Below are 22,691 nucleotides of genomic sequence, written 5' to 3'. Positions count from 1 at the left end.
GAAACTTTGTTTGGTGGGAGAAAAATAGGAAATAAAAATGAAGATTGAGGAAGAGAACAAAACAAAAAAGAATTCACTTGGGAGATACTGGGTTCGAACCAGTGACCTCTACCATGTCAAGGTAGCGCTCTAACCAACTGAGCTAATCCCCCAAGGTAAAACCACTTCACCAGAGTCTAGTCCACCGTAAAGTACGATTTCTAATCTTGTTCCAAAGGGAAAAATCTTCACTGAACCTGTCACATAGGCTTTTCGGCTTTGATTCCGCATTGATGAGAACAATCAAATTGTCTTTGGCCCGAGATAAGGCAACGTAAAGGATCCTTCGTTCTTCTTCCCAATCGATGGAATTTATGTCTTCACTCCAACCTTGGCATAAGTCAACAACCACGGTAGGGAATTCCAATCCTTTGGCACTATGGATGGTCATCACTTGCCATTTTGGAACCCCAACTTGGATCCATTCGTTTTTTCTGAAATTACTCCTTGTGAGAAGGGTAAGTTCTGGGCCCAGTGATTGGATTTTTTTCCAAACCAATTCTAATTCCATTTCATTTTTTTGAATCCGAATGACTTGGAAGGATCCTTTATTTTTGCGATAAAACTTTGTTTGTTTTGAGATTTGATTTTTGTTTTGTTTGATGGGGAGTAAACTTTTTTGGATGAGAATCTTGGTTGAGCGGTAGTTAGTTGATAGAAAATAGGAAATGGTGGAAGGGAAATGTTTTGGAAAGTTTAAAAATGGTTCGGGAGTGGCTCCGCGAAACCCATAGATGGCTTGCCAATCATCTCCTACAACCGTTATGGATTCAAAGTCCATTGCTTTGATGACCTTAAGTTGCACTTCATCTGTATCCTGGAATTCATCGATGATAAGAGACTTCCATTTTTCCTTAGCAACACACGAATCATCTGATTTTAAAAACTCCAAAAAAAAACTGACTAGGTCGTCATATTCAAAGTAATGATGATTTTCTTTCCAGTTGCGAAAACTTTGGAAGTATTCACTGTATATTGCTTCTGAAATCGAACGAAGTAGTTGTCCATTTTGTTTGGTTAAAATGGGAAATGGAATTCCACCGATCTCAAATCGATAGGGATACAAAATGGTTTTGGTAATTTCCCATTTTTTGAATTCACTTAAAAGTTTATAACGAAACCAGTTTTTTGATGAGTCGTATCGTTTGAGAGAATCATAACAAAAAGAATGAAAGGTGGATATATGATAGTCTTTGGAAAGTCCTTTTTTATGGCATCGTTCCTTAAATTCATTGGTTGCTTTTTTTGTAAATGTAACAACCAAAGTACGGTTCGGCGGTATGGATTTTCTTTTTTCTCGTTCTTCTAGAAGTCCAACCATTGTCGCAGTTTTTCCTGAGCCTGCTCCTGCAATCACTTGGATGATGGGATCATTGCTAAAAATGATTTTGGATTGTTCCTCACTCCACATAACAAAGGAGGTGATGGAACTACTGTTTGGTTCTAAAAAAACGAGTGATAGTGTAATTTAGGTTATCAAATAGAAGAAATTATAATTTGAAGACTGCTGAGTCTTCGTCTTCTTCTTCTTTTAAATCATAATACCCATAAATGAAATTGGAACTGGCTCTTACTTCCAAACCATAAAAATGTTCCGAAATCCGTCCGGATTTTGTGACTTCGAGTTTGTATTCTTCGGCAAGGAATTTCATTTTATCCATAGAAATCTTTTCATTGATTTTCGGACCAAAACCAGATTCTGTTTTCGACCAATCAATGATAAAGAGTCTCCCCCCAGCTTTCATCGAACGGATGAGTCCATCCATCGCAAGGCCTGGGTTTGGAAAGGTGGAAAGTGAAAGCGATGCAAAAATGATTTCTGGAACGGGAACCCATTCCGGAAGGAGTGGGTGGTCGGATTGGTCCATATAAAAAGGAGTGAGTTGTTCAATTCCCTCCATGAGCTTACGGCGTAAGATTTTATCGATGATGTCTTGTTGGCATTCCGCGGCCCATACCCAAACATGGGGGAACCACTTCCGAAACTCTTGGAAATAAAATCCGAGTCCACTTCCAAAATCGACTAAATTCGTGAGTCCCTTCCAGTTGAAAAATGCATACACATCCTCAGGAGGGCATACATCTCTGCGGTGGCTCGAAAGCAGGTATTCTTGGTAGGTTTGGGAACGGTAGTATTCCGTTTCGGACATAATGACAATTCTTCCAGAAAAGAGGGGAAAGTACAAACGAAAAATTCAATTCGAGCTAGAGTTCCACCGAAAATCTAAGTATGAAGTTCTCGATTCACCTCTGGACGGTTGTACTGCTATTCTCTCAATTCCCGGTATGGGCAGACTCCGGATTTGAGGAAAGTCGGTATCCTACGATTGCAAAAGCGATTCATGCGAGCATTCTGCCTGATAAAAAATCCATTCGCATTGATTGGGACCCTCCAAAACAAGATGGCGAAATCATTGTTGCCAGATCCAATGTGATGATTGATAGCCCAGACAAACTTTACATTGCAGATTCCCTTGGTCGTTACAAAGCTTCTGGTCCAAATGCCACCCGTGTTTACTTTGATTATAATTTAAAACCAGGTACGTATTATTATGCGATTGTCATGGTAACAGATGTTCGTAGGCGCGAAGTGAAAATGTTTGCGAACCAAAACTACACAATCATTCCTGTGACCATCGCAGAAGAAAATGGAACACCTGTGGTAGGACAAAATCCAGATTTCCCTGCCTTCCCGGAAGATACAAGTATCCAATCCATGGTGGGTGGGGTCTCAGGCATCACAGCGAACATTGAAAAGCGATTCATCCGATTGAATTGGACACCTCCAGCGGGCGCCACTGCTGGTAGGACCATTTACACAGTGTACAGGTCCAATTCACCATTGACCAGTTTGCCACTCATGCAAAAGGCAGAAAAGTTGTCGGAACTCACTCATCCTACGGTCACTTTTTTAGACCAAGACTTAAGTAAATCCCAAACCTTGTATTATGGTGTTTCTGTAAAACAATTGGGTGGGGAAGAGACCCTGCCCTTAGAAGACAAAAAATCGACATTACGAGTCTTTTATATCAAACAGTCTGACAAAGCCAATGCAGAAGTCATAGTAGAAGAAACTCCGAAAAAACAAAATCCAGAAGTTGCATCGAATGAACCCACCACAAGTTTGTCAGGTGCCTTACATGTTCGTGGATTAGGTTACGAAAGGGTTGGGAAAGGTGCTGTGATCAGTTGGTTAAGTCCTGAAGATGCCGATGAAACAACAATATATTCATTATATGCATCCATCAAACCTTTAAACCAAGGGGCTTCTTCATTTAACCAAGGTACAGTGGTCAAGGTTGCAACGGTTGTGCATCCTAAAACAAATTTTTTTATAAAAGAACTTAAAGAAATTGATGAACTCTATTTTGGTGTGACTGCTAAATCGAGCTCAGTGCCAGAAGATTATAATCTAAAGGAAAATGTTTCTTATTTTAAATATGATTTTACAAAAGATAATCTTCCCAAAGAAGAAACAAATATTGTAGCGGAATCAAAACCACAAAAAGAACCAGAGAAACCAGAAATTTATAAAAATGAACATGTGGTGACTCCAACAGAAATTGCCCCTCCAAAAGAAAACATAGAACCAACGAACGATTTCAAAGAAGAACATTCGGCCACAGTGACCTATGATTTGGGGCAAACGGAACTCAACCGTATCATCAAAGAAACGGTGATCCAAAAAAAATTCGAAACAGCAGTTTATCGATTAGAAGAATATTTGAAATATGAATCTAATTCATACTTAAGAGGTAAGGCTATGTTTTTCTTAGGTGTCAGTGCCTTAAAAACTGGTGACACAAAAAAAGCCTTAAAATGTTTTTTGAAAAAGGAAACCAAATCCTATTCTCCATCAAGAGTTGAATTTTGGACGAATCAAACCCTAAATCAAGTGGGTAGAGGTACTATATGAGTCGAGTGATCGTTTCCTTAGCAGGTTTGTTATTCATTGTTGCAGGCCTCTCCACTGCTTATTACCAAACCAATATTTCTGCAAAAGAAGACCAGTCCCAATTGGTACTTGAAAAAATTGCAGAAGGGGAAGAGTATTTAAAACAAACCAATCCACATAGCAAAGAAAAAGCGATTGCCATCTTTTCTGAATTGGCTGGGAAACGTGGTTTGGAAAAATACGAGTTCCAAATTAAATACAACCAAGCAAGAGCACTTGAAAAAAACTCCGATTTTTATCCTGCACTCGATATTTACAAAGACCTAAAGAAAAATTCTAACTGGAAACCGGAAGAAAAAGACAAACTCAGTTATTCTCTAGGTAACTTACTTTTAAAAATCGGAAACGAAGCAGAAGGTAAGGCACATTTAGAGACGGTTTTACAATCAAGTTCGGATAACAAACTCAGATCGAAGTCTTTTATGGCTTTAGGGGATCATTATTATAAAATTGGTCAGTATGAAACTGCACGTAAAAATTATGTATTGGCCTTACAAGAAGATCCAAACCATACAGAATCTAGGATTGGATGGGGTAGGTCGTTACGAAAACTAGGTAAGGACTGGGCATCCTTTGATGTCTTTGATGAGTACATTGAAACGCAAGATGGACTCGCGGGAGCTGATGAAAAAGTAGTGGGAGAATACAAGGACTCTGTATTCAAAGACGCAAAAGAAAGTTATACAAAAAAACAATACTTTAAGTCCATTGAACTATTTCAAAAATCTTTATCGGTAAATCCTTCTCCTAAAAAAGAAGAAGAAGCATTGTATTACATTGCGCTTGCATATGATGCATTAGGAAAACAAACAGAGTCACTTACTTACATAAATAAAGTTTTGAATAACAGCGATTATACGCTTGACCAAGCATCACTTTATAAAAAAGGCACCATTTATTTCAGACAAGGTAAATTTGAAAAAGCAGCAGGTATATTCCAGACAATTGTAGATAAATACCCTAAAAACCAGATTACCGACAAGGCGATTGCATGGAAAAAAGAATCTCTAGATCAGTTCACTGACCACAATGATTTAGAGGATTCTGATGTATCGTCGGATTCTAATCCTAACAAACCGAATTCGTTTTCACAAAAACCAGATTCGGGAAGTGATTTAGAATTTTAGTTGGTTTCCACTAGAAACTCATTCGTGTGGGTATTGTGTAGAGCTTGTTCTAACCCAAAAGTTTTATAAACTTCCGGTACAATATCAGCTAACGAGTGTATATTTTCTGCGAAGCGGTCAGCATCCTTTCCATACAGGATGGTGGCCGCCGGGTTTTCTGTATGATTCTTTTGGCTTAGGTCTTCCATATTCCCATGATCACTGGAAACAATGAGTAAATCCTTTTTAGGATCCATAGTTGTTAAAAGCCCTTTAAAAAATAACTCTAAGTTATGAATTACTTTTTCTGCTTTCTCCCAATCCATGGCATGACCTACTTTATCAGTTAAAAAGTATTCATACAAAGTGAGTTGGTAATGGGAAAATCTTTGAAAACACTTGGTGCCGAGGAGATATGGATCTCTTTTTTCAAGTAATGGATCCCCATCCTTTAACATGTCAATCCCTAGAGTTCCCATGATTTCATGGGTTAGGTCCATATACAGACCTCGTTCCGAACGTAGGTCTTCAAAATTTTTGAGAGGCCTACCACTTGCCAATTGCACTAGGGTGGAGGCGGAAACCAGTTTTGGTTTTTCTTCCACATGTTTTAAGTAAGGTGGGGAAAAACAGTTTAAAAAATCACTTAGAATCCCATTTTCATTTAATACTTTGATCATCGAATACTTGGCGATGATCTTTCGTAAGGTAATGGTGGGAAATCCACTGACATGACGTCCGAGAACTTTTGGTCCAGGGATTCCAGTCCAAAGTGCTGTTTGTCCAGTGGCGGATTGGGGGAGTCCAGGAACCCCCATATGAGCATCCGTTTTTAGGTAATGGATGTTTGTGGCAGGAATGGGTAGGTCCAAATCATTTTTAGAAATCCCTCCAAGGGGTGCTAAAAATCCTTTCGCAAACCGGCTAAAGGGATTGGTGTTTGGGTCATAATTTGTGATCCCAACCCCGTCCAAAAATACATAAAAAATCATTCCTTTCCTTAGACCGATTGGTTTTTGCCTTATGCCAACCCGATAATAAGAATGATGAAACGAAATTTCGGAAACCTGTCTATTCTTTTTGGTCTCATTTCCGTTTCGTTACTTGTCACCTTTGTTTTGTTCAGTTACTTCAAATGGATTCGGCCACAAAAACGAAAAGCCAACCTCATCACCGCATTAGAACGATACGATGAAAACAGAACAAAAGAGTATTTGAATACAATCGAATTTTTTTTACGGAATTCTGCTTTACCTTTCCGTGCTGACCAAGTCGCAAACCAAATCCAAAAGACACTCCATTTGGATTTTGTAAAATTATATGATGATTCCCTCAGGCTCATCCATAGTACAAGTGAAAAAGCGGAAGTGTTTCACGAAGAACTGAGACAAGACCCTTCTGGACTTCTTGCAGGTAAAGTGAAGGCATTGGCAAATGGAGATTTTGTCTACAGAGATCTCACGGGAAAGTTTTTTGTGATATTTCCCAAATATGATCACACTAGAAGTTCGATACTAAATCCTAATTTGGAATATGGGTATCTGTACTGGGTCTTCCAACCGAATTTACAAAAAATCATTTATACCAATGATGATTCCATTTTATCGGGTGACCGTGAAAGTAGTGAGTTACTTCAGTTCTTTCAAGGTAAAGAAGGGAGTGAACTGACTTGGCAATTGGATGGCGAGTTTTCCAAATTACAATTGGAAACCAAAGACCGATTTTCCATTTACCTTTTACAACAAACGGATTCAGAAATAGAAGAAATTCGATTTGGTTGTTTTTTACTCTTTCTTTTTACATTCACGGGACTTTTTTACATTCGATTTGTTTGGATGATCTTTCACCATGATGGATTCCATTTCAAACGAAGGATTGTATTTCCTATCATTGTTTATGTACTTTTACTTTTCTTTTACCAAAAATCATGGGAACTCTTCCCTGATTATCGTTATTACCAACCTTGGACAAACCATAGATTGAACCAAATCGAAGAGAATTTAAATGGTTTGGAAAAGAATCTGAAGGCTACTTACGATAAAAACGACAATGGACTTACACTCGATGAAGCATTGGTAACAGAAATTTACGAATGGAAAAGTGGATTGTCCAATCAAACTCTTCAAAATCGATTTGGAACTGAGATATTCAATATCTTAGAGAAAATGAAAGAAAATCCAAAATCTGTTTTGATTGAATCCGAATTGGATTTGGTCTATCTCATTCCGATCCAAAATTCAAATTTAGAGTTTGATACCATTTTACTCACCGTCATCAATCCAAATTTATTATATGCGAAAAAAGAAAAGGATAAGGATGAATTTTATTTTCCATATGTAGCAACAAAACTTTCGGACAATAAAAGTAAAGAACAAGTGTTGTTTAATCCGAGGCACTGGAATGAAGCCCATCTAACAAAATTACGGCATACGGATGCGAATAAAGAGTCTGTAGGATTTTTACACCACAAGTTTCATTCTTATTCGTTGGAAAAAGAAAAAGGGAAACCAGGAAAACTTGCTGGTTTAACTGTTTATCGTTATTCGGCATTTCCTCCTTATCTTTTAAGTTTTGGATTATGTTTTATCTTACCTTGGGTCTTCTTTGTGTTTTGGGTCCAACTCAAACGGAAATGGGTGCCTACCAGTATGTTAGGGGAATCCCCTTTGGTTCCTTGGGAGAAACACGAACCAGAAGTTGTATTAAAAAATTTAGAGTTGCCCAAAGAAGGAATTGAAACTAAAATAGAACCCCTTATAAAGAATCAAATTCCTGTGAAAAAAACGAGTTTTAAAATTTTACCTCCCGCCACTTGGAAACGAGTCGCCATTTTGGATGCAGTCCAAAAGAAACGAGAAACCATTTTTAATCCTGAATTAGAAAAATTAGTTTCCACTGTTACCAAAAGGGATGGAGAGAAGCCGGCTAACAAACAAGCGGTGCCAGAAAATATTTTCACTTCAATCCCAGAAGAGAAACGATTTGAATACAGTTTGCTCGATAAAATTTACAGAGAAAATGAAATATCGTATGATGGTATCGTTGGTTACACAAAAAATTTCATTTCTAGATTGGGTTCTCCTCGTTTTTCTTATTTATTTCTTAATGATTCACTAGGTTCTTTCCATAACCAAATCTCTTCTGGACTTGATTACAATACTCGTTCCAATCTCATTTTTTTACACCACGATCCCTATTTACAATTTGATGAACATGGATTTGCTTCTTTGGAAGTAGATGAATCCGTTCGTTTGGACAGATTCATTGCCAAAAAATTTTCTTGGGAAATCTTATTACAAACTGAAACAATCATTGCATTTCATATGGAAACACTTGGTTTTCCAGGAATTTTCCTCGTACTTTTGACTAAAGAAGAGAGGAGTAAATTTTTAGAATCCCATAAAAGGATGATCCAGGAAAAATTAAAACAAGTGATCCCAGCATTACATGTGTTGGTTGAAAAAGAAGAACGAAAACCAGAATTTTTAAAAGATAGTTTGTCTTGGATGATCCGTTCCTTTATGCAAGCCACATTTGGTGGAAAACGTTCTGCCTCGGTTTTGCGAATCCATTGGCCAGAATACCACCCTTCACCAGAGTGGGAACGAAGTAAAAAACACTTTTTAGATTCCATCCAAACCTATTTAGAAAGTAAAGACCGACTCATCGAAACCTCACCAAATTCTTTGATGGTGGTCTCGGCAAAAGATTTGTATCTTAATGTGGTTCAAAAACTGCAAGAATTGCCTTTTTCTCACGAACTTAAATCCATGAAGTTTCCAGAAGATGGACAAAATTATTATTTGTATTTTTAGATTCTTTTGCATTTTTGCATTGATCGCTTTGCCAGTGTTTGCTGGTGGGAGTAAAAAAAAAGAAGAAACCACTGCACTAAAAAAACAAATTTATGGATTACATAAAGTTGACGATGAAACCACTTCCATTCCTTATCTTGAAAGGTACTTGGAACTAAGTCAAAATGAATTGTATTTTAAATTATTGTATGCGAAGGCACTTTTGTATCGAAATGATATGGTTGTTCCAAAACCTGAAGAACCTGCCGAAGATCGAATCAACAAAGCCAAAATCATTCAAAAAAATTATAATTTAGCCTCAAAGATTTTCCAAGAAAATGTTTTACATTTGGAAAAGGTAAGGCCAAGAGATCCCAATTTAGGTCGATGGTACTACCTTTGGGCATTTAGTGAATGGTTTTCTGATAATAAGGAAAAATCGATAAAACTTTTTTTGAAGGCTGTGAAACTTGATTATCGACTCACAGAAGCATACTATAATGTTGCGTCTTTATATGAATCACTCGGTCAATGGAAGGATGCGAGTTTGTATTGGCGAAAGTATGAAAAAGCCGAAAAGGAATTGGAAGAAGAAGATTAATGGCAAAAATTGACAAACGATTTCAAATTTTACTTTCCGAAGAGGAACAAATTTTATTAAAAAATGAAGCGACGAGAAGGGGAATTTCGCAAGGTGAACTCATTCGGTTGGCCTTAAAAAATGAAATCATCCAGAAGTCAGAACTCCTTCGTAGGAAAGCGATCCAAAATTTGACGGAGATCCTTTCTTGAAACTCTTTCTCGATGCATCTTTTTTAGAAGCCCTCATTCGCTCTGAAAGAAAAAACCACCTAATGCAAATTCTTTTGGGGGAAATGGATTCTTTTTCCCGTTTTTTTACCTCTGCTCATTCCATTCATTTACTCTTATTAAGTTTAGGAAACATCACTTTGGAACAAAAACGAATGATCCTCCGTAACATCGAAGATCTTACTGATGGGATTTTTTCGGTTTCTATGGATGAAATTCGATCGGAATTACTGCTTGCGGAAGGACTTGGCTTAGAACAAGTGATTGCCCTTAGCCAAGGAATGGATGTGTTTTATGAATGTTCAAAAAAGGAAAAACCGTCTCATCCTTTACTTCAAGTGAGAAACTTCTTTGGGGAAACTGAATGAAATTGGGGCCGAAAGAGCACTCCTTTGGTCTTTGGAATCCCATTCGTTCAGATAACGGTTGTATGCTGAGATTCTAAAATAGTAAGTGAGTCCAGGTTGGAACAAATGCCCACGTTTTTCCTTTCTGGAAAAATCAACTTGGTCACTCAAGTGCCTAAATTCTTCAGATGTAAGCTCGCCCTCTGGAATATAGATATTGGCAATCAAGGTTTCTTCATCGATACAAAAACGTTTGTTGCGAAACCCAGAATTCTCTTCCTGTCCATCGATTTTTGACAGTGCATTCCCTTTGTCTTTTTTCACATAAACAGAACCAATCATCCGACTAGGAAGGAGACCAAAGTGGATGATGTAACCTCCACCATTTTGAACTTCCTTTTCATGATTGGAATTCCATAAAAAACAAACGGATCTCTTTTGCCCATTGGAAGGATTGGGATCCAAACGAAAGAGGGTGGGGACATCCGGTGGAGACTGCTCCAAATAATCGAAGCTAAGTGATCGGACATTTGGTACTGTTTTTCCCATAGGATCTGGTCGAAACCAAATTTTCCATTGGTAGTATTTGAACTTTTGTTTGGGCAATTCCGAAGTAGGAGACTGAATCCTTGTCCATTCTAAAGAACTTGTTTCGTTAAATTTTTGATTGGAACCTCGAAAGTACAATTCAAGCATCGTATCTTTGGGTTTGTCAATGTTCCAATGGATTTGTTGTAAGCTGGAATTACTATATTTGGTTTCTAAAACGGGAGAGACCGCGTAGTTACCTTCCATGGATGCTAATTTTGTATCATCATCAAAACGAACTGATTCAAATTTCGTATAACTAACTTCTGGTTCCCCTTTGTGGATATGAAACCCATCTAAATTTCCGTAAAATGATTTTCCTAAAATTAATGGCGTTGAGTCATTCTCAGGAAATCCAAATCCAATGGTGTCACTTGCTTTGTTTTCATATTCAGCAGTTTCGATTCCATTTTGATACAAAACATAACGGTGGTTTAGCGTATCAAAGTAAATGGAAATCACTTCCCAAGTTTGGCGTTTTATTTTTTGAGAAGATTCTAAAACAAAACTGATCGTTTTAGATTCTGTTTTTTGTAATAGGTTGTTTACGTATAAAGTAGGACGGCCTTCGTTTAACTCAAGTGAGATGCCATATTTTTTCCCTTTTACGTACACTGTGCGGTCGAGTATCACTGACCCTGTGCCTTGTTCACCAATTCGGACTGGGATGGAGATGCTAAATGGATCGGGGTGGGTTCCAAAAAGCGGGTTACCTGAAACAGAAAGATGGATTTGGTTTCGTCTACCTGAAAAATACGCTGACTTCCTTCCAAAAAAATGGGTATTTTTGTCTTCGAGGTAGGAAGATGCGGTGACCGAAATGGATTTGGATGGAAACAAATAACCTGATTCGGTGAGAGAAGGTTCGTTTGGTTCCCCCTCAAAATCAAAAAACAATTCTCCGTAACGAGGGATGTTCTCTTTGGGTTTTAAGGTATTTTTTTTGCCAGGTTCTTTGTGTTCAACAACACCAATCTTTTTCCAAAGGCTTAGGTTTACGGTTTCCTTTTTGGGGACTTCCCAGGAAAAAAGGGAGGTTCCACCAAAAAGGAAGGTTAGCGTGATTAAGACTGCTCTTCGATAAGCCCCAAACGTTTTTGGTGCCTTCCACCTTCGAATTCTGTTTCGATCCATTTTTTCACAATCCTCAGAGCTAAATCTGTCCCGAGAACCCTTCCCCCTAAAACGAGTACATTGGCATTGTTATGGCGTTTGGACATTTCCGCCGTAAACTCATCATGGCAAAGGGCCGCTCGAATGCCTTTCAGACGGTTGGCTGCAATGGATGCTCCAATGCCCGTACCACAAAGGGCGATGAGTCTTGGGACTTCATTGGAAAGTACCTTTCGGCAGGCGTCTCCAATGATGGTTGGGTAGTCAACGGACTCTTCGCTCTTAGTACCGTAATCGACCATTTCATAGGTTTCCTCGAGACTTTTCCTGAGGAATTCTTTGAGAGCAAATCCTCCATGATCAGAGGCGATTCCAATTTTTTCTTTCATTCGGATGTTTCCTTTCTTTGTTTTAGGGCTTCGGTGTAAGATGAATAACTTTCAACAGAAAGGGAGAGTAAAAATTTATCCCTTTCTCGTAACAAACTTCCATAATACCCTGTGAATAAATCCAAATACCGGTCCCTTCTCGAGTTTGGATTTTTTTCGGTGAGGTATTCGATGGTGAGATTCAAAATTTCGCGTTTGATCTCAATATGAGATTCTAACCACTGTTTGGCTAATGACAACTCACTCGGAGTTAAGGGATAGGGTCTATTTTCGGAGAGTAAGATCCTCCATTCCGTTTGGAAAAAAAGTTCTTCCAGTTGGAATCCAGATTGGACGGACGGGGTTAACAATTCGCCGATTGGCCTTTCCGATTCCGTTTGTTTTATGTTTGTTAGGAGGCAATCCAATGAGTCCAATCGCAATTCAGCGGACTCTTTTGCATAGATGGCCATCTTGCCCCTGTCCAAATTCAGAAGGTTGGGACTGATGGCTTTTATAAGAGTTTCACTACGCAGTGGTTTGTAACAGTCTCGTGCCACTTCATAACCAAAATTGCCTTCGGGAATCCAAATAGAATGGGCATACACCTCACAGGCGAGAGTGAGGGAAAATAATAGGATTGTGTTCCTAACCATTGGTCCTTTCAAATTCTTTGATAAACGAGACAAGGGCGTCGACACCTTCTTCTGGCATCGCATTGTAGATACTGGCTCGAAATCCTCCAACATCACGGTAACCTTTTAAACCAGCAAACCCTTGTTCTTCGGCAAGTTTTAAAAATTTGGAATCCAAACCATCGTTATGGCTACGGAAAACCACATTCATGGCAGAGCGGAAAGCTTCTGGCACTGGAGCATAAAAAAGAGAAGAAGCATCGATCGCATCATATAACTTCTTTGCTTTCCTTTCATTGGTTTCTTCCATCACAGAAAGGCCACCTTTTCGTTTTAAATACTTAAAGACCAAACCTGCGATATAAATGGAATAAGTGGGAGGAGTGTTGTACAAAGATCCATTTTTTTCCATCAGTGAAAAATTCATTAAGTTTGGAATGGGATGGGGAACCTCAGGCAGTCGTTCTTTATCATAAATGACTAGAGTAAGTCCAGAAGGACCAATGTTTTTTTGTGCACCCGCAAAGAGAACGGAAAAATCTTCAATGTTCAACTTCCGGCTAAGGAGTTCACTTGTCATATCCGCGATGAGGGGGGCTTTTTTTAATTTAGGAAACGTTTTGTAACGAGTTCCATAAATTGTATTATTGGAAGTAATGTAAACGTATTTGGCACCATCATTTACAGATTCATCGGTGATGGTAGGAAGTTCCATGTATTTGGAAGGAGCTCCATCGAAGATGGACTTAACATTGGGATAGAATTTTTTTGCTTCTTCAAAGGCTTTCTTCGCCCAAACACCAGTTAAAGCAAAATCGGCAGAATCCCCAGATACTAAATAATTGAAGGGAATGGCTGAAAATTGTAAAGTTGCTCCACCGGGAAAGTAAACGACCGCATAACGAGAAGGTAAATGCAAAAGTTCACGTAAATCGGCAATCGATTCGTCGAGTATGGTTTGGAAATGTTTCTCTCTATGGCTCATTTCCATAACCGACATTCCACTTCCTTTGTAATTGAGGAAATCGGCCTGGGCTTCTTCCATAACTTCCGTGGGCAGCATGGCGGGACCAGCATTAAAATTGTAGATTCTATGAGTAAAAGTAGGCATTCTCCCACAGAATTTTGAATTCCACCCCCCTGGTAAATAGATTTTTATTCTAAAACTTGCTTTGCAGAATCGGAAAGGTTGTTAATCTTGTGGGCATCTGAAACCTAATTTCGTGAGGAAACAATGAGAATCTCTCGTTCCATCATTTTATGCCTAATTGTTGTCGGTTTTTCTCTGACAGCCCAATCCAAAGCCCCACTCGGTGAATCCGAAATCAAGGGTTCCAAAAAAATTGAATTCATCAATCGTTCCTTACGAAAGGCCTCTGATGACATCATCCAAGAAAATACAGAAACGGGGAAAAAACTCGCTGAAACTTTGTCAAAAGAAGATACTGCCAGTGTAGATGGCGTAAAAATCCAAAGGATCTTACCAGGACCTGATGGGAAATTGGGCGCAGACATCCTATCCATCTCTGAAACCCAAAGTTTTGATCACGTAAATTCCATTGCTCGGATCCTTGCATCCTACATCGAAAAATCTTTCCAATACAAAGCAAGTAATGCAGAAACTCTTGCACAGTACATTCTGTACTATAACGCAACACACCGTAAAGATGCAAAATTCTTTTCCAAAAAATACACTGCGGGTGTAACTGCTGCAACTTCCCCTGATAAATTGGGAATTGATACTGTTTATAAAAATTGGCCTGGCAAAACACAAATCATCATTCCCATCGAAGGGAACATCTTAAAAGACAGTGGGAAAGATGTGACCACAGATGAGTTGGAAAAAGATGTAAACAAAACGGTGAAGGACAAAGAAAAAGATCCTGCTACCAAACAGAAAATGGAAGACGAAGCCAAAAAAATGGACAAGTTGCAAACCGATAAACTGAAAGAAGAAAAAAAGGTATTGCAAGACAAAAAAGATGAAGTGTCCAAAGAAGGAAAAGAACTCCAAGACAAAAAAGATGCTCTTAAAAAACAAGAAGCAGAAGCAGTGGCAAGCCTGAATGAATTAAAAAAAGATCCGGTAAAAAACAAAACTGAGATCGAGAAAAAAACGGAAGAAATCAAAAAGATCGAACAAGAAAAAAAAGATACAGATCAAAAGACCCAAGCTGTTGAAGCCAAAAAAGAAGAGTTAAGTAAAAAAGAAGAACAGATTGCCAAAAAAGAAGAGGCAAGAACAGGGACTACCACTACGGGAGACAGTGGGAAAAAAGAAGACGCTGTCCAAAAGGTGGAAGCAAAAGTTGAAGAATTAAAAACAGAACTTGCTCAAACGAAAGAAGAACTAAAGAAAAAAGAAGAACAAAGTGATAACGTTGTGAACAACAAAATTCTTTTTATGAAGTTCATCAAATATGATACAGATGGTCATTATTCGAATGAACTTTGGGCAATTGATCCAGCAAAAGACGATGCCCTCTTCAAAAGCCCTTACAATAATATTTGTTCTAAAGAGTTCAAGGAAATCGCAAACCAAGGAGTGTTAGTGCTCGGTTATGACGGTGAAAAAGTGGAAACACGTAAACACAAACTTGTGTTGCTTGACCCAGATAAATTGGGTGTGAAAAAAACAAGTGAGTCCGCTGATATTTTCTGGCGAACACCGATGATCAACCGCGAAGATAAAATTTACGTGATTGAAAAGGTAAAAGATAAATACCATGTGTCTCGTTTTAAATCAGACCTAACCTTTGAAAAAAGAACCGAAGAACCTGTGGAAGAAAATTCAGAGCTTACATTCTTTGGTGATAAAATTTACGTTACAGGGAAACCAAAAGAAGGGGACAAAACTACCATCAAAGTTTTCAAAAAAGAAGACTTAAGTTTACTCAAAACCATCGCTCCGTAAGGGGCTTTGGTTTTGCTTGTTTTTTGGCAAGTTTGATTGCTGGTTGGATCTGGTATACCTTTGGAGCAGCTGCCACATTTTTTGTGACAGGGGTGTTTGCTCTTTTGGTATGGATTTATCTAAGATTCGTTCCAATCAAGGATCGAATCAATCCTTAATCTTTTAAATATTCGATCCTTTCGCGAATCGCTTCATTGGATGGATTTTTCTTTGCTAAATCTTCGAGAAGTTTGATGGCTTGTGGTTTTTTTCCCATAATGTCCCAAAGGTCCGAAAGTTCAAGGGCTGGCCTTGGATCATTTGGAGATTTATTCAGAAGTCCCAAATAGATTTCTTCCGCTTTTTCTAGGTCACCAATCAGGCGTAATGCGGCTGCCTTTCCAAGTAGTGCGAAGTAATCATCGCCGCTTGCCAAAATTTTGTTAAAACATTCAAGTGCTTTATCATAATTTCCAAGTCCTCTGAGTGAATCCGCATAACGGTTGATAATGAGTTTGTTCTCTGGATCAGATTCGAGGATCTTTTCCCAATAGGTAATGGCAGTTTTAAAATCCTTTTTCCCGCGGTAGGATTCTGCAAGTCCGTAAAGTGCAAAGAAGTTTTTCGGGTCGAGTTCCTTAGCCCTTTCATAATAGAGCACTGCTTTGTCGAAGTCTTTGATTTTTCGGTAGCTGTTCCCAATCTCTGTAAGGATTTTGATATTATTCGGTTGGCTTCCAAGTAACTTTTCCCACCAAAGAATTGCATCTGCATACCGTTGGCATGCAAAGTATAAATGGCCAAGTCCAACAATCACATATTGGTCATTGGGATTGATTTGAAGTGCTTCCATATAATACACTTCAGATTCTTTGAAGTTTTTTAACTTTCTATGTGCATCGGCCACACGTGATAGGATACTTGCGTCTGTAATGGTTATGTGATGGAACTCTTCTGCTACTTCTATGATGCGTTTTAAACTATTCAGGTCGCGGTATGCATTCATCAGTCCCATCAGGGAAAACTTATTTGTGGAATCCCCACTCAAACATTTTCGATAGTATTGGATGGCTTGTTCTGGTTGTTTGGTTTTGGCATAATAATCTCCAAGGCCAACAAGCCCATATGTGTTGGAAGGGTCTTCATCAAGTAATATGTCTAATCTTTCTTTTGCTTCTTTGAAGCGACCTTGATCGAGAAAACGATAGGCTTCTTTTGCAAGAGCTTTTATTTTTGTGAATTTTTCATCTTCTTGTGTTTTTTCAATCTCGGCGTTTTCCATATTAGGTTCCATTTTTCAGCATTCCTTTTTAGACAGTAAAAATCGACTCAAAAACGTGAGAACATTGACAACAGGCTCTTTTTTGCAGAAATGACAATGAGGGGGGAAAGGAATGACATCTACAACCGAAGCGATTACAGGCGGCCGGCTTATGGTCGAATTATTGGAAGAAGCGGGTGTGGAAATTGTCTTTGGATACCCAGGTGGTGCCATTCTCCCATTCTACGACGAACTCTATCATAGCAAAAAAATCAAACACATCCTTGTCCGCCACGAACAAGGGGCCATCCATATGGCAGAAGGGTATGCTCGTTCCACAGGGAAGTTAGGTGTTTGCATTGCCACCTCTGGTCCTGGTGCCACAAACCTCATCACGGGCCTTACCGATGCCAAAATGGATTCGGTTCCCATCCTTGCGATCACAGGACAAGTGGCAACCGATGCCATTGGCACGGATGCCTTCCAGGAAGCCGATATCTTTGGGATCACAATCCCCATTACCAAATACAATGCCCTCATCAAAAAAGCCGACGACCTCGCCCGTCACTTTGAAGAAGCCATCAAAATCGCCATGGGTGGTCGACCTGGCCCGGTTCTGTTAGATTTTCCAAAGGATGTCCAGTTGGGTAAAACAACGGTTAGGAAAGCATCTTCCTTAAAGATTGCCCCTCACCATTATGAAAGACCAAAGGTGAAAGGGGACCCACAAGAGTTTGCAGAAGCTTTAAACCAAGCCAAACGCCCGTTACTCTACGTGGGTGGTGGTGCCATCAACTCTTTTGCCTCAGCAGAAATTAAGGCACTTGCCGAAAAAGCAAATGCTCCTGTCACCACTACGTTAATGGGCCTTGGTGCATTCCCAGGAACCCATTCCTTATCGGTGGGAATGCTTGGAATGCATGGAACAGCGTATGCCAACAAAGCCGTGTTAGAATGTGATTATATCCTTAATTTAGGTGCAAGGTTTGATGACCGTGTCGCTAAATACCAAGACTTTGCTCCCAATGCGGTTCGTGCCCATATTGATATTGATGCAGCAGAATTTAACAAACGAATCAATGTGGATCATATCTTACATGGGGATTTGAAAGATGCCATTCGGGAAATCCTTCCTTTTGTGAAAGGGGGAGACCGAGCCGAGTGGATCCAAAATATCCAATCACTCAAAAAAAACCACCCGCTTGATTTTGATAACAGTGGTGAAACAATCAAACCCCAAGACTTTTTACAAAAGGTATATACGAAAACCAAAGGGGAAGCCATTGTTTCAACTGACGTAGGCCAACACCAAATGTGGGCGGCACAGTATTATCTTTTTGATAAACCAAACACTTGGCTCACTTCTGGTGGACTTGGTACGATGGGGTATGGACTCCCTGCAGCAATTGGTGCAAAATTTGGAAACCCAGATAAAACTGTGATTTGTGTGACAGGTGACGGATCTTTCCAGATGTGTATCCAAGAACTTGCAACGATCGCGCAATCAAAGTTAGGTGTGAAGATATTACTTTTTAATAATAACTTTCTAGGAATGGTCCGCCAGTGGCAGGAACTCTTTTATGAAGAAAGGTTTAGTGAGTCACAATGGACTTACAATCCAAACTTTGTGAAACTAGCTGAGTCTTATGACATCCCAGCGATGCGGATTGAAAAAAAGTCTGAGATCGAAAAAGGTGTCGAATTTTTCTTAAAAGATAGTGGGTCTTGTCTCATTGAAGTGATGATCCCTGCAGAAGAAAAAGTTTTCCCTATGATCCCTGCTGGAAAATCCCAACAAGACCTCATCGAATTCAAAGACTTGGGGAAATTGAAAAAATGAAACATACACTGAGTATTTTAGTCAATAACCATCCAGGTGTCATGAGCCATGTTTCAGGACTCTTTACAAGACGTGGTTATAACATTGATTCGATTGCCGTGGGTGTCACAGACAACCCGGAAGTGTCTTCCATGACAATTGTACTTAACGGGGATGATTTTGTTGTCGGACAAGTAAAAAACCAACTCCTCAAACTGCCAGATGTCCTCCGAGTGCAAGATATGGCCTATGCAAGTTCTGTCCAAAGGGAACTTGTGTTAGTTTCTTTTTCCATATCAGAAAGCAATCGGAGTGAAGCACTCACGATTTGTAATGGATTTGATGTGAAAATTTTAGAGATGACGGAAGATTCCCTTCTCATTGAATTTTCAGGCAATTCCCGTCAGGTGACAAATATCATCGCGGTTTTGAAACCATTTGGGATTCGTGAGATCTCTCGCACTGGTCAAATTGCCATCGCCTATCGCAACCAAAACGTAGTATAGAATCCTCTTGACAGAGGTCTAAAAACAAACGATACTTGGGGACAAAACACTGTTTGGTTCCCATGAAACGTTCCTTTGTTCTCATATCATTCTTATTACTGACCACCTTACTTTACTCTGATGCCGAAAGGAAACTTGTTCCTTTAAAACGAGGGAGTAGCGCTGAAGTTTTGTATTTTGATTTTGGTGATACAGCGCCCACTTCATTTTTCCAAGCGGAAAAACTCCAAGAACCAAAAATAGAAGATCTAAAGTTAGGTTTTTTAGATGCTGCCCCCGGGTATTATACAGGTCCTGATGGGGGAGAAGTATACCAATGGGCCAAAAACCATTACCAATGGAAACGTGCCGATGGAAGTGTATTTACGGAATGGCCCACTGGGATTTTTAAATTGGATTTCCCTACAGGAATTGGTTTTGTGTATGCACCGGCACCACCTAACTGTAACGGGTGTTCACCGACTCATGTTTGGAACTACCCAGACAATACCAAAATCACAAAGTATTGGATCGCCAATCGAAAAGAATACGATACCACCTTTCAAAAACCACTCGATTTTCAAAATTACCTTCTCGTCAATGAGACCAAATTTGGAAAACCAAAATTGGAATTTGAAAATCTCGTTTTTTATGGATCTGATAAATGGAATGAGTTTTTACGAGTGTTTGGCGCCGAAGGAAAAACAAATTTACTAATCACATACTTGCAATCTGAATTTGGTTTCACCAACCGAGGAAAAGTTCCTGTGCTTCTTTTTGATGACTACTCATCCGCAAAAGAGTATCTTGGTTTCGACTTGCCAGGTGCTTACGAAGGGGAAATGGGGTTCGGTGGAAAAGATGCTCTTATTTTATGTTGTGGCGATCAGATGCCAGAAAAAACAGGGAATGCAAAATTTGATGCTGATTCACTTCGTCGGGTTAACTTTAGTATGGTGGTCCAAAAACTCACAAGGAACATCGAACAAGTTTCTTGTTTGAAGACCATTGCGGAAACAGGAAAATCTCCCACAGAAGAAATCATCGACCCATGGTTTGAAGAGGGATTTGCTTCTTATATGGAATCTAAGTTTAGTGATCGCAAAAAAATTTGGATTTATTCTGAAACGGAAAAATTAATCAGAGAAAACAAAGTTCCCAAAAGTTTTAAATCACTTTTAGATGCCAAATACAAAGACAATCTGCCTTATGTGATTGGAGCCATACTTGTCAAACATTTGCATGATGCATATGGGAAAGAATCAATTATCTCTTACCAAAAGGAAACTTGTTTGGGACTTGGTTCCATTCTCGCCTTACAAAAAGTAACTGGGAAAAATCCAGATGTCCTTTTAAAGGACAGCATCAAAAAATTTGAAACAGATGAAATTGGACTCTTAAAATATGCCAAACCACTCTCCCTTATGGGGATAACGGAAATGGAACCAAAATTTCCAAATGATTTCAAACTCTTCTTGGAAAAGGGATTTTCTTTGAAAGAGTCCGCAAAGGAAGTCAAATCCTATGATGAGATTCCAAACTTATCGCAAATCTTCACGGCAAACGTAGAGGATTTTTCGGGGAAACGGGAAGGGGATTTTTTAGGTCCAGGCCGTTCTTATTTTTACCTTTGGAAAAAGGGAAATTACCGTTGGTATGGCGAAGGTTGGGAGGCGAATGTTTTCCCAGGGAATCAAATTGTTTATAGGGGTTCCAATTTTACCATTGTGGAATGGGAAAATGGCAAAAAACAATACGTGGCACCAAACGGTGATTCTGTGATCTTCCAAAACCGCGAAACGGTTCAGTATTCAGATTGAAAGACAAAAACCGATTTGGTGGTGCTCCTCCAAATCAGTTTCTGAATAAAATTGAAATATCTAATTATTTTCTAATGGCCTTCGAGCCAACGTTCTGCTTCGAGTGCTGCCATACACCCACTGCCTGCCGCCGTGATGGCTTGTCTGTACACTTTGTCCTGGACATCACCAGCCGCAAACACACCTTCCACATTGGTTTGTGTGGTTCCTGGTTTTGTGATGATGTAACCGGTTTCATCTAAATCCAATTGGCCTTTGAAGATTTCCGTATTCGGAACATGACCAATCGCATAAAAGAGTCCACCCACTTCTAAATCTTTCTGAGATTTGTCTTTTGTGTTTTCTAAGACAATGGATGTAAGACCACCAGCGCCCCCTTTGGCTTCGACCACAGTTTGGTTCCATAGGATTTCAATTTTTGGGTGTTCCATCGCACGTTTTTGCATGATTTGGGAAGCACGGAGTTGGTCACGCCTTACCACAAGATACACTTTGGAGGCAAATTTGGTGAGGTGGTTTGCTTCTTCCACAGCCGAGTCACCACCACCCACAACCGCAAGGGCTTTGTTTCGGTAAATGGGGAGGGCTCCATCACAAACAGCACAAGCAGAAATCCCACGTTGCCAAAACACATCTTCTCCCTTAACAAACATACGTTTGGCGGTAGCACCTGTCGCAATGATGATGGATTCTGCTTTGATTTCTTCGTCATCTGACCAAATGGTAAACGGTCGCTTTGATAAATCCACTTTGGTAATGGTTTGGGTGTGGATGGTGGTTCCATACTTTGCCGATTGTTCTCGGAAGAGTTGGGTGAGTTTCGTTCCATCAATCCCTTCTGGGAAACCAGGGAAATTTTCCACTTCTGTTGTGGTTGTGAGTTGTCCACCTGCGGCAACTCCACCTGCCATAAATCCTTCATACATCACTGGGTTTAAATTGGCTCTTGCCGCGTAAATGGCGGCTGTGTGACCCGCAGGCCCTGATCCAATGATGACAACTTTGTGGTTCATACGTTCTCCTATTTTGGTTCTCGTTCGTTATTTCTTAGACTCAGTCTAAAGCAGTCTTGTCTATTTTGTTTCACATGCCCGAACCCAAGGGGCGTAATAGGGGTCCCCGGAAAGTGGGCTTTTTTCTAAACTTTGGAGGTATTCTTTTTGTTTCCCCCCTCTCGTAAGACAGAGATAACTGGCTTCGAAAAATTCCAAGGTTTCTTTTTTTCCCTGGAAACGAATTTCTTCTAAAATTTCCAATGCTTCTTTTTCATACCCTGTGGTAAGATAGAGGCGGAAGAGTTCTCTTTGTACTTCCGTGTCATCTTTTTTTTGTTTGTGGTACTTTTCCAAATAAAAGATGGCGGTGGCAATGGATTCCACACTGTCCGCAAGTAGGAGTCCCATCCGTTTGAGGACGGGGTCGTATTCAGGATTTTCACGGAGCGAAAGTTCGTAATAGTATAGGGCTTTTGTTTTTTCTCCTACCATTTCCCATTTTTTCCCTTCTTCGAAAAGAGTTCGTTCTTTTCGGCCGCAATTAACGACTAACAGAAGAGAAAGGATGAGTAAAAAAAAGGGAGTGATTCGATGAGACACATCTCCTTTTTTCCTGACATAGCCATTTGTGGCAAAAAAAATAATAAGTCTCTTTAAGCTTTT

General features: G+C 39.5%; 20 protein-coding genes and 1 tRNA gene. 10 read left to right on the top strand and 11 right to left on the bottom strand.

Translation table 11 applies throughout. The annotated features are described in order from the left end of the window. Positions 1-78: 78 nt before the first annotated feature. From EHQ62_RS01675 to EHQ62_RS01665, 3 genes are all read right to left on the bottom strand, one after another. Positions 79-152 (bottom strand) — tRNA-Val (locus EHQ62_RS01675). Between the two features lie 14 nt (positions 153-166). After that, positions 167-1,450 (bottom strand): UvrD-helicase domain-containing protein, encoded by a 1,284-nt coding sequence (locus EHQ62_RS01670; RefSeq protein ID WP_135640516.1) that lies wholly within the window; start codon positions 1,448-1,450, stop codon positions 167-169. A 79-nt stretch (positions 1,451-1,529) separates the two neighbouring features. Next, the gene (locus tag EHQ62_RS01665; protein ID WP_135640515.1) at positions 1,530-2,189 is read right to left on the bottom strand and encodes a class I SAM-dependent methyltransferase; all 660 of its coding nucleotides are present in this window, start codon (positions 2,187-2,189) and stop codon (positions 1,530-1,532) included. A gap of 80 nt (positions 2,190-2,269) precedes the next feature. Between EHQ62_RS01665 and EHQ62_RS01660 the strand changes: the two genes are divergently transcribed. Both EHQ62_RS01660 and EHQ62_RS01655 read left to right on the top strand, forming a co-directional pair. After that, positions 2,270-3,955, top strand: a complete 1,686-nt coding sequence (locus EHQ62_RS01660) for a tetratricopeptide repeat protein (RefSeq protein ID WP_135640514.1) — start codon at positions 2,270-2,272, stop codon at positions 3,953-3,955. After that, entirely contained in the window at positions 3,952-5,121 is a 1,170-nt protein-coding gene (locus EHQ62_RS01655) for a tetratricopeptide repeat protein (protein WP_135640513.1), read from the top strand. Before EHQ62_RS01660 ends, EHQ62_RS01655 begins: the two co-directional genes overlap by 4 nt. On the opposite strand, the gene EHQ62_RS01650 is transcribed toward EHQ62_RS01655, so the two are convergent. Then, the gene (locus EHQ62_RS01650; RefSeq protein WP_135640512.1) at positions 5,118-6,092 is read right to left on the bottom strand and encodes an alkaline phosphatase family protein; all 975 of its coding nucleotides are present in this window, start codon (positions 6,090-6,092) and stop codon (positions 5,118-5,120) included. The genes EHQ62_RS01655 and EHQ62_RS01650 overlap by 4 nt on opposite strands. A 51-nt stretch (positions 6,093-6,143) precedes the next feature. Here EHQ62_RS01650 and EHQ62_RS01645 point away from each other — a divergent pair, with 51 nt between their 5' ends. From EHQ62_RS01645 to EHQ62_RS01630, 4 genes are read left to right on the top strand one after another with little or no spacing between them, the layout of a single operon-like run. Next, entirely contained in the window at positions 6,144-8,915 is a 2,772-nt protein-coding gene (locus EHQ62_RS01645; protein WP_135640511.1) for a hypothetical protein, read from the top strand. Next, complete coding sequence (locus EHQ62_RS01640; RefSeq protein WP_244241586.1) at positions 8,887-9,495, top strand: tetratricopeptide repeat protein; 609 nt, start codon at positions 8,887-8,889, stop codon at positions 9,493-9,495. The genes EHQ62_RS01645 and EHQ62_RS01640 overlap by 29 nt, the downstream gene beginning before the upstream one ends. Continuing rightward, positions 9,495-9,686, top strand: coding sequence for a CopG family transcriptional regulator (locus EHQ62_RS01635; RefSeq protein ID WP_135640510.1), 192 nt, complete (start codon positions 9,495-9,497; stop codon positions 9,684-9,686). Before EHQ62_RS01640 ends, EHQ62_RS01635 begins: the two co-directional genes overlap by 1 nt. Then, entirely contained in the window at positions 9,683-10,072 is a 390-nt protein-coding gene (locus EHQ62_RS01630; RefSeq protein WP_135640509.1) for a hypothetical protein, read from the top strand. The genes EHQ62_RS01635 and EHQ62_RS01630 overlap by 4 nt, the downstream gene beginning before the upstream one ends. Here EHQ62_RS01630 and EHQ62_RS01625 read toward each other — a convergent pair. The 4 genes from EHQ62_RS01625 to serC are packed head-to-tail and all read right to left on the bottom strand — an operon-like array spanning position 10,034 to position 13,866. Further along, positions 10,034-11,773 carry a concanavalin A-like lectin/glucanase gene (locus tag EHQ62_RS01625; RefSeq protein WP_244241585.1) on the bottom strand — a complete coding sequence of 580 codons (1,740 nt, stop codon included), beginning with the start codon at positions 11,771-11,773 and terminating at the stop codon, positions 10,034-10,036. The genes EHQ62_RS01630 and EHQ62_RS01625 overlap by 39 nt on opposite strands. After that, the gene (gene rpiB / locus EHQ62_RS01620; RefSeq protein WP_135640508.1) at positions 11,704-12,141 is read right to left on the bottom strand and encodes a ribose 5-phosphate isomerase B; all 438 of its coding nucleotides are present in this window, start codon (positions 12,139-12,141) and stop codon (positions 11,704-11,706) included. Before rpiB ends, EHQ62_RS01625 begins: the two co-directional genes overlap by 70 nt. Further along, the gene (locus EHQ62_RS01615; RefSeq protein WP_135640507.1) at positions 12,138-12,776 is read right to left on the bottom strand and encodes a hypothetical protein; all 639 of its coding nucleotides are present in this window, start codon (positions 12,774-12,776) and stop codon (positions 12,138-12,140) included. Before EHQ62_RS01615 ends, rpiB begins: the two co-directional genes overlap by 4 nt. Next, positions 12,769-13,866 carry a 3-phosphoserine/phosphohydroxythreonine transaminase gene (serC, locus tag EHQ62_RS01610; protein WP_135640506.1) on the bottom strand — a complete coding sequence of 366 codons (1,098 nt, stop codon included), beginning with the start codon at positions 13,864-13,866 and terminating at the stop codon, positions 12,769-12,771. Before serC ends, EHQ62_RS01615 begins: the two co-directional genes overlap by 8 nt. Positions 13,867-13,989: 123 nt before the next feature. On the opposite strand from serC, the gene EHQ62_RS01605 reads away from it, so the two are divergent. Further along, on the top strand, positions 13,990-15,669 hold the full coding sequence (locus EHQ62_RS01605) for a P83/100 family protein (protein WP_135640505.1): 1,680 nt from the start codon (positions 13,990-13,992) through the stop codon (positions 15,667-15,669). A gap of 154 nt (positions 15,670-15,823) precedes the next feature. Here EHQ62_RS01605 and EHQ62_RS01600 read toward each other — a convergent pair whose 3' ends face one another. After that, positions 15,824-16,930 carry a tetratricopeptide repeat protein gene (locus EHQ62_RS01600; protein WP_135640644.1) on the bottom strand — a complete coding sequence of 369 codons (1,107 nt, stop codon included), beginning with the start codon at positions 16,928-16,930 and terminating at the stop codon, positions 15,824-15,826. Positions 16,931-17,042: 112 nt separating this feature from the next. On the opposite strand from EHQ62_RS01600, the gene ilvB reads away from it, so the two are divergent. From ilvB to EHQ62_RS01585, 3 genes are all read left to right on the top strand, one after another. Then, positions 17,043-18,749: a biosynthetic-type acetolactate synthase large subunit gene (gene ilvB, locus EHQ62_RS01595; RefSeq protein ID WP_135640504.1), complete on the top strand. Its 1,707-nt coding sequence runs from the start codon at positions 17,043-17,045 to the stop codon at positions 18,747-18,749. After that, positions 18,746-19,234: an acetolactate synthase small subunit gene (ilvN, locus tag EHQ62_RS01590; RefSeq protein ID WP_135640503.1), complete on the top strand. Its 489-nt coding sequence runs from the start codon at positions 18,746-18,748 to the stop codon at positions 19,232-19,234. The genes ilvB and ilvN overlap by 4 nt, the downstream gene beginning before the upstream one ends. 62 nt (positions 19,235-19,296) lie before the next feature. After that, complete coding sequence (locus EHQ62_RS01585) at positions 19,297-21,033, top strand: peptidase MA family protein (RefSeq protein WP_208720597.1); 1,737 nt, start codon at positions 19,297-19,299, stop codon at positions 21,031-21,033. 71 nt (positions 21,034-21,104) lie between these two features. On the opposite strand, the gene trxB is transcribed toward EHQ62_RS01585, so the two are convergent. Beyond that, positions 21,105-22,046, bottom strand: a complete 942-nt coding sequence (trxB, locus tag EHQ62_RS01580; RefSeq protein ID WP_135640501.1) for a thioredoxin-disulfide reductase — start codon at positions 22,044-22,046, stop codon at positions 21,105-21,107. 60 nt (positions 22,047-22,106) lie between these two features. Continuing rightward, positions 22,107-22,628 (bottom strand): tetratricopeptide repeat protein, encoded by a 522-nt coding sequence (locus tag EHQ62_RS01575; RefSeq protein ID WP_135640500.1) that lies wholly within the window; start codon positions 22,626-22,628, stop codon positions 22,107-22,109. Positions 22,629-22,691 lie beyond the last annotated feature (63 nt).

The sequence above is a fragment of the Leptospira jelokensis genome (assembly GCF_004769635.1).
Classification (GTDB): Bacteria; Spirochaetota; Leptospiria; order Leptospirales; family Leptospiraceae; genus Leptospira_A; species Leptospira_A jelokensis.
The sequence above is the reverse complement of the archived record's forward strand: the minus strand, read 5'-3'. Positions and strand labels throughout refer to the sequence as shown.

Excerpts from the sequence above, each read along its gene's own strand:
- EHQ62_RS01670 (WP_135640516.1), bottom strand. The coding sequence starts at position 1,450 with ATGTGGAGTGAGGAACAATCCAAAATCATTTTTAGCAATGATCCCATC.
- EHQ62_RS01665 (WP_135640515.1), bottom strand. The coding sequence starts at position 2,189 with ATGTCCGAAACGGAATACTACCGTTCCCAAACCTACCAAGAATACCTG.
- EHQ62_RS01660 (WP_135640514.1), top strand. The coding sequence starts at position 2,270 with ATGAAGTTCTCGATTCACCTCTGGACGGTTGTACTGCTATTCTCTCAA.
- EHQ62_RS01655 (WP_135640513.1), top strand. The coding sequence starts at position 3,952 with ATGAGTCGAGTGATCGTTTCCTTAGCAGGTTTGTTATTCATTGTTGCA.
- EHQ62_RS01650 (WP_135640512.1), bottom strand. The coding sequence starts at position 6,092 with ATGATTTTTTATGTATTTTTGGACGGGGTTGGGATCACAAATTATGAC.
- EHQ62_RS01645 (WP_135640511.1), top strand. The coding sequence starts at position 6,144 with ATGATGAAACGAAATTTCGGAAACCTGTCTATTCTTTTTGGTCTCATT.
- EHQ62_RS01640 (WP_244241586.1), top strand. The coding sequence starts at position 8,887 with ATGGACAAAATTATTATTTGTATTTTTAGATTCTTTTGCATTTTTGCA.
- EHQ62_RS01635 (WP_135640510.1), top strand. The coding sequence starts at position 9,495 with ATGGCAAAAATTGACAAACGATTTCAAATTTTACTTTCCGAAGAGGAA.
- EHQ62_RS01625 (WP_244241585.1), bottom strand. The coding sequence starts at position 11,773 with ATGGATCGAAACAGAATTCGAAGGTGGAAGGCACCAAAAACGTTTGGG.
- rpiB (WP_135640508.1), bottom strand. The coding sequence starts at position 12,141 with ATGAAAGAAAAAATTGGAATCGCCTCTGATCATGGAGGATTTGCTCTC.
- EHQ62_RS01615 (WP_135640507.1), bottom strand. The coding sequence starts at position 12,776 with ATGGTTAGGAACACAATCCTATTATTTTCCCTCACTCTCGCCTGTGAG.
- serC (WP_135640506.1), bottom strand. The coding sequence starts at position 13,866 with ATGCCTACTTTTACTCATAGAATCTACAATTTTAATGCTGGTCCCGCC.
- EHQ62_RS01605 (WP_135640505.1), top strand. The coding sequence starts at position 13,990 with ATGAGAATCTCTCGTTCCATCATTTTATGCCTAATTGTTGTCGGTTTT.
- EHQ62_RS01600 (WP_135640644.1), bottom strand. The coding sequence starts at position 16,930 with ATGGAAAACGCCGAGATTGAAAAAACACAAGAAGATGAAAAATTCACA.
- ilvB (WP_135640504.1), top strand. The coding sequence starts at position 17,043 with ATGACATCTACAACCGAAGCGATTACAGGCGGCCGGCTTATGGTCGAA.
- ilvN (WP_135640503.1), top strand. The coding sequence starts at position 18,746 with ATGAAACATACACTGAGTATTTTAGTCAATAACCATCCAGGTGTCATG.
- EHQ62_RS01585 (WP_208720597.1), top strand. The coding sequence starts at position 19,297 with ATGAAACGTTCCTTTGTTCTCATATCATTCTTATTACTGACCACCTTA.
- trxB (WP_135640501.1), bottom strand. The coding sequence starts at position 22,046 with ATGAACCACAAAGTTGTCATCATTGGATCAGGGCCTGCGGGTCACACA.